We start from the raw sequence: 4,988 nt of genomic DNA on the forward strand, positions 1-4,988 counted from the left end.
ACCGTCGTGTCCACTGAATGGACGTTGAATTCGACAATACAATTAATTTTAATTAATACATTAAGTTATCTGTGTATAAAAACAGGACACGGAAACCCATGATTCCAAATAAAAACACACCAGGCGAAATATTTTGAGGAAATCACGGACGACGGCAGCGTGCGGAGACGATCGGCGGGATAAATGTATCGGTGCCGCAGCAGGCTTTGCAACCGCCCAAGAATTAGGCTGGCGGCGATGCTGAGCCCTTATTTCAGGCGGGGTTGTTTGATGGCATATTTCTTCAGCTTGTTATACAGCGTGCTGCGGCTGATTCCAAGCTTCTGGGCGGATAGCTTTTTGTTCCAGCCGCTTTCTTGCAGGACGTCCAGCAGCAACTTTTTTTCGTTGGTCACGATCGACGTTCTGTTGGCTGCCTGTTCATGAGCACCGCCTTGCCCTTCTTGGTCCCGAATCTCCAAGGGTAGGTCGACCACCTGCACCTCGGTCCCTTTGGCCAGGACGACGCTGTGCTCTACAGCATTCTCCAACTCTCTGACATTGCCGGGCCAGGCATACGCCATGAGTTGCCGCATGGCTTCGATACTGAAATCGATGAGCTGCTGTTTCTTTTGTTCCTCGGCATAACGCGATAGAAAATGACGCGCCAAAAGTGGGATATCATTTTTTCGAAGCCGAAGTGGCGGCAAATTGATAGGAATCACGTTGAGCCGGTAAAACAGGTCTTCTCGAAAATGGCCTTTTTTAATCTCGTCCATCAGGTTTTTATTCGTGGCGGAGATCACGCGTACGTCAACCTCGATGGTCAGTTCACCCCCTATTCTTTCAAATCGATGGGTTTGCAGGACGCGCAGGAGCTTGACCTGGGCAGACAACGATATTTCACCGATTTCATCCAGGAACACGGTTCCATTTTGGGCCTGTTCAAAGCGCCCGAGCTTGCGCTTGACCGCCCCGGTAAAAGCCCCTTTTTCATGGCCGAAAAGTTCACTTTCAAGCAGCGTTGCCGGGAAAGCCGAACAATTAATCACCACAAAAGGGCCACTTTTTCGTTGGCTGTGACGGTGCACGGCCTTGGCGACCAACTCCTTGCCGGTGCCGCTCTCTCCCTGAATCAAGACGGCGGCATCGGTGGGTGCGGTGTCCTTGATAAGCTGATAGACCGTTTTCATTTTTTCATGTTTACCCACGATGCCGCTGAAATGGGTCGATTTTTCAATTTGATCATGCAAGTTGCGCAACTCGGCTTCCTGCCCGGCAGCTCGTTTGATCCCCCCCGCGGCCTGCTTGAAAATCAATTCTATGACATCAAGGCCCTTCTTATTGCAGGTGCAATTGCCTGTGCAGGCGATCACCAGCGCACTGATGAGCTGCTGTTCATGGTGTATGGGAACCACCACCAATCGGTCAGCAGCTTCGAAATCCTCCGGCAGCACCTTATGATCGAACCGGTCGCTTTTGACAAAGGTGATCGATTCAAGTCCCTTCACCAAAGCCGTCATATGGTGGTAACTCGCCGAGTCAAGGTTCTCAGTGGCTTGTTCAGTGACCAGCATGAGGTCTTCACGGGAATTGAAAAATACCACCATGGCCATTTTCTGGCATGCCACCACCTCTTTGAACCGGTGTATCATATAGTAACAGACATCCGCTATTGTCGGTTGGGCACCGATCTGCTGAAGAATTTCGAAGGATTTGCGGGTTTGGGTGTACGCCTGGTTAATTTCATCGCTCTTGGTTTCAAGGCGCTGGGTATAGTCTTTAATCCTGTTAAGCATGGCATTGAACGCGCCGGCCAACCGTTCAACTTCGTCATGGCTTTGAACGGAGACCTTTAAATCAAGACTGCCTTCATCGATTTTTTCGGCCGCATCGGCGAGTTTTAGCAACGGGCGGGTCATTTTCCGGATAAAGAGGTTGGCGGTCAGAAATCCGACAATCAACAGGGCAAGGGTGACCAATGCGATATGGATCCACAACTGTCTAACTTGCCTGATATATTTGTTTTCCGAAATACCCAGCCGCAGGACACCCCCATTTCCGTCGAATATGGGCCAGGCAATATCATAGTAGTGTTTTCCCTGGATGCTGTTCAATCGGATCGTGCTGGCACTGTCGCCCTTTGGGGAATAGTTGACGGTGGCCAGATCAATGGGAAAGCCGTCTTGAAAACTGTGGGCCTGAACCTGGCCGTTTCTCAGTATAAACAGGTAGGACAAGGATGTGTTGAGACTCATGTTGTAGTCGATCATTTTCTGGAGGGCGACAATGTCATTGATCAGAACTTTTTCAGTGCTCTCCAGGGCCAGCTGATGCGCCAGACGTTCGGCTTCGTTTCGGGCGATCTGGTAAAGGTTGTGGCTGTACCAGAACGTCATGATGGCGGACAAGCTGACCCCACATCCGACGATGATGACGGTTACGGTGAGCAGTAATTTAGTGCGCAGACTTTTCATAAACGGCAGGCGTTGCTCCCTTGGCATTCAGCGCCAGGACCATGCGTCTGATCGGTTCATAAAGCTCCTCTTTGACGGGAACGAATCGCTCGATCATGAGTTGGCCTAAGATGGATTTTCCTTGCGGATCCATGTGTAAATTATAGAGCAGGTGCTTGATCCGTTGAATGGTTTGTGCCGGCAAGTGCGATGAGGCCACCACAGGGGGATTGCCAAAAGGTTGTGATCGAAAGATCACCCGGGTCTGGGAAGTGAAATGAGGGTCTTGATGCCTGAAATATTCCCAGATCTGCTCGTGAACAAAGGCACCGTCAACCAGGCTCCTTGCCACAGCCATGATGGAGTTGTCATGACTGTAGGTGTAGATGGTTTTGCTGAAGAAATGATCCGCTGTCTCGCCGATGCGGTTCAAAATAAAATGGGGCACCAGAAAACCAGTGTTCGATTCCGGGTCGGAAAAGGCAAAGGTTCGACCGCGCAATGCCTCTAAATTGCTGGCCTGGCTGTCACGGTTAACAATCAGATAAGACCGGTAGGTTTCTTTTTGCATGACCACTGGCATAGCGATCGGGACTAACCCGTAGCGGTTTTTAGCCACAGCGTAGGGACCGGAGCAGATAAAAGCCAAATCGATATCTCCGCTTCCCAACAGCTCGTTGACTTCTGCATACGTTTTGCGTTGAACGAGGATAATGTCCCGCTCCAATTTTTCGCCGACGTATCTGAGCAATTCATGATAAAAAATCATGGTCTGCTTGGGCGAGGTGATGGATGCCACGGCGACGCGCAATGCGTTGGGATTGGTTTCACACAAGACCGGCTGAAGGATTTTCGCCCTTTTTGAAAAATCGACAGTCACCGTGTTTGAATCGGTTTGGCAGCCCATGAGCACAAAACAGGCGACCCAAATGACACAGCCAATTAAGGAAGCAAGCACTCTGATGGGGTTGGTTCTGGAACGCATCATGTATCCAATTCCGGTTTACGACTCGGCGTTTATACCATCAAGGCGGATCTCATCCATGACGTCAGCACTGTCCTTCAAGCGATACAGGCCAATCAGGGTGTCGATTTCCTCTATATATTTCGGGTAAATAACCCGATCAGCAGCGAGCAGTCGCATAGGAAAAGCTGGGTCGACGAACCCTTTTTCAATGGCCTGCCGCTGAAGCTGGCGGATAATGTCGTAACCGCTCACGGTCTGGGAGCAGGCGTCCGTACAGCGCTGGCACCCCAGGCACAGCCAGATGGCGGGGGATCTTAGCAGTTCCTCGGAAAGGCCGAGGTTCACCATGCGTATAATTCTCTGCGGGTCGAACACATCCCCACAGATAATCGGGCAACATCCGCTGCATTCGCTGCAGGTGAAACAGGCTTGGCCATTAAGCACCATTTCCGATTTAGGCGGGTCGTGCGTATTCCGATTCACCCCCAGGGCGACAGGACGATAAGAGGCATGGGGTAACGGTTTTTTCAACCATTGAAACCAGGTCTGATCCGGAAGGTGATCCAAACTACCGTTGAAGCAGTGGGATGCGGCCCGCCAACGAACCCGCTGAAACTCGGCAAACAGCTTGCGATATGCGCCGAGGAAATCAGCAGAGAGAATCCCCCTTCGAATGGCCTCGTTTTGCAGGTATCGATGCAGTTCGAAAGGCTTGACCCGGTTGGGGCACCCCTGCAGACAACGTCGACACGACAAACAATACCAGATATCTGGCCGTACCAGCAGTTCACCGATCATTCCAAATACAGCCATTCGCACGGTTCGCTGGGGACGCAGTCGTTCGGTGGCGAGGCTCACCGGGCATCCATTATCACAGGCACCACAAGTCCAGCAAAGGTCGATATCTGCAGCGGAAGCCATCGCTATCGTCCGCCACACACCCCAGTCGGGAAGAATAGGCACGGCCGGCACGGACGCGAGAATAGGCATAACGTCTGTCCGACAGCGATGGACGTTGGCCGGTTGGGCTGGGATCATGCGTGTTGCCCTTCCATCATAGGCGTTAAATTTATCGGATAGGCATAATTGATGATGGTTGGAATTTCGATATAATGCAACGCTACCACATAGTAGCACCACGAGCAAGTGTGAGGTTCAAAGGAAAAAAAGGGACCGGGTTCGACATTCCATCACCGATGCGATGGGTATGAATACTGAGGGTGAACCCTGATAAAACCGCAAAAAAATCGTATGTCTGAACTGGAACAGCCGGTCAATCCAATCAGCGGGGACCGTGTCATGAGACGTGTATCAGCTGTGCGGTGCGGCGGGTCGATTCGGGCCAGCGGTCAACATTGCGGAAGGATAATTGTAACTATAGTTTGAATGCCCTTTATCCAAGACTAAGAGTGATCGTCCATTGTGGCAAATGAAAGCATGAGTTAATTGGTTCCCTGGGCCGGCGACATTGAGGTGTCGCCGGCCCAGGGCCTATCTGCAGACGGCCCGTAGGGTAGGGACACATCGACTCAGGCGCAAAATTCACCCAGGTTGACCACAACCCTGCCCGTTTTCAAACCATTGTG

The 4,988-nt window shown here is 51.4% G+C and carries 3 protein-coding genes; all 3 read right to left on the reverse strand.

Features of this window, described 5'->3' with window-relative positions:
* Positions 1-248: 248 nt before the first annotated feature.
* Genes QNK41_RS16330 through QNK41_RS16340 form a run of 3 tightly spaced genes read right to left on the reverse strand, consistent with a single transcriptional unit; the run spans position 249 to position 4,440 of the window.
* A complete protein-coding gene (locus tag QNK41_RS16330) occupies positions 249-2,456 on the reverse strand; it encodes a sigma 54-interacting transcriptional regulator (RefSeq protein WP_319258816.1) in 2,208 nt (735 codons plus the stop codon).
* Positions 2,437-3,423, reverse strand: coding sequence for a phosphate/phosphite/phosphonate ABC transporter substrate-binding protein (gene phnD, locus QNK41_RS16335; RefSeq protein WP_319258818.1), 987 nt, complete (start codon positions 3,421-3,423; stop codon positions 2,437-2,439). Before phnD ends, QNK41_RS16330 begins: the two co-directional genes overlap by 20 nt.
* Positions 3,424-3,438: 15 nt before the next feature.
* Positions 3,439-4,440 carry a 4Fe-4S dicluster domain-containing protein gene (locus QNK41_RS16340; protein ID WP_319258820.1) on the reverse strand — a complete coding sequence of 334 codons (1,002 nt, stop codon included), beginning with the start codon at positions 4,438-4,440 and terminating at the stop codon, positions 3,439-3,441.
* Positions 4,441-4,988: the final 548 nt, after the last annotated feature.

The sequence above is a fragment of the Desulfosarcina sp. genome (assembly GCF_033791525.1).
Classification (GTDB): domain Bacteria; phylum Desulfobacterota; class Desulfobacteria; order Desulfobacterales; family Desulfosarcinaceae; genus Desulfosarcina.

What these genes read in the sequence shown, in the direction of transcription:
- QNK41_RS16330 (WP_319258816.1), bottom strand. Translation starts at nt 2,456, where the DNA reads ATGAAAAGTCTGCGCACTAAATTACTGCTCACCGTAACCGTCATCATC.
- phnD (WP_319258818.1), bottom strand. Translation starts at nt 3,423, where the DNA reads ATGATGCGTTCCAGAACCAACCCCATCAGAGTGCTTGCTTCCTTAATT.
- QNK41_RS16340 (WP_319258820.1), bottom strand. Translation starts at nt 4,440, where the DNA reads ATGATCCCAGCCCAACCGGCCAACGTCCATCGCTGTCGGACAGACGTT.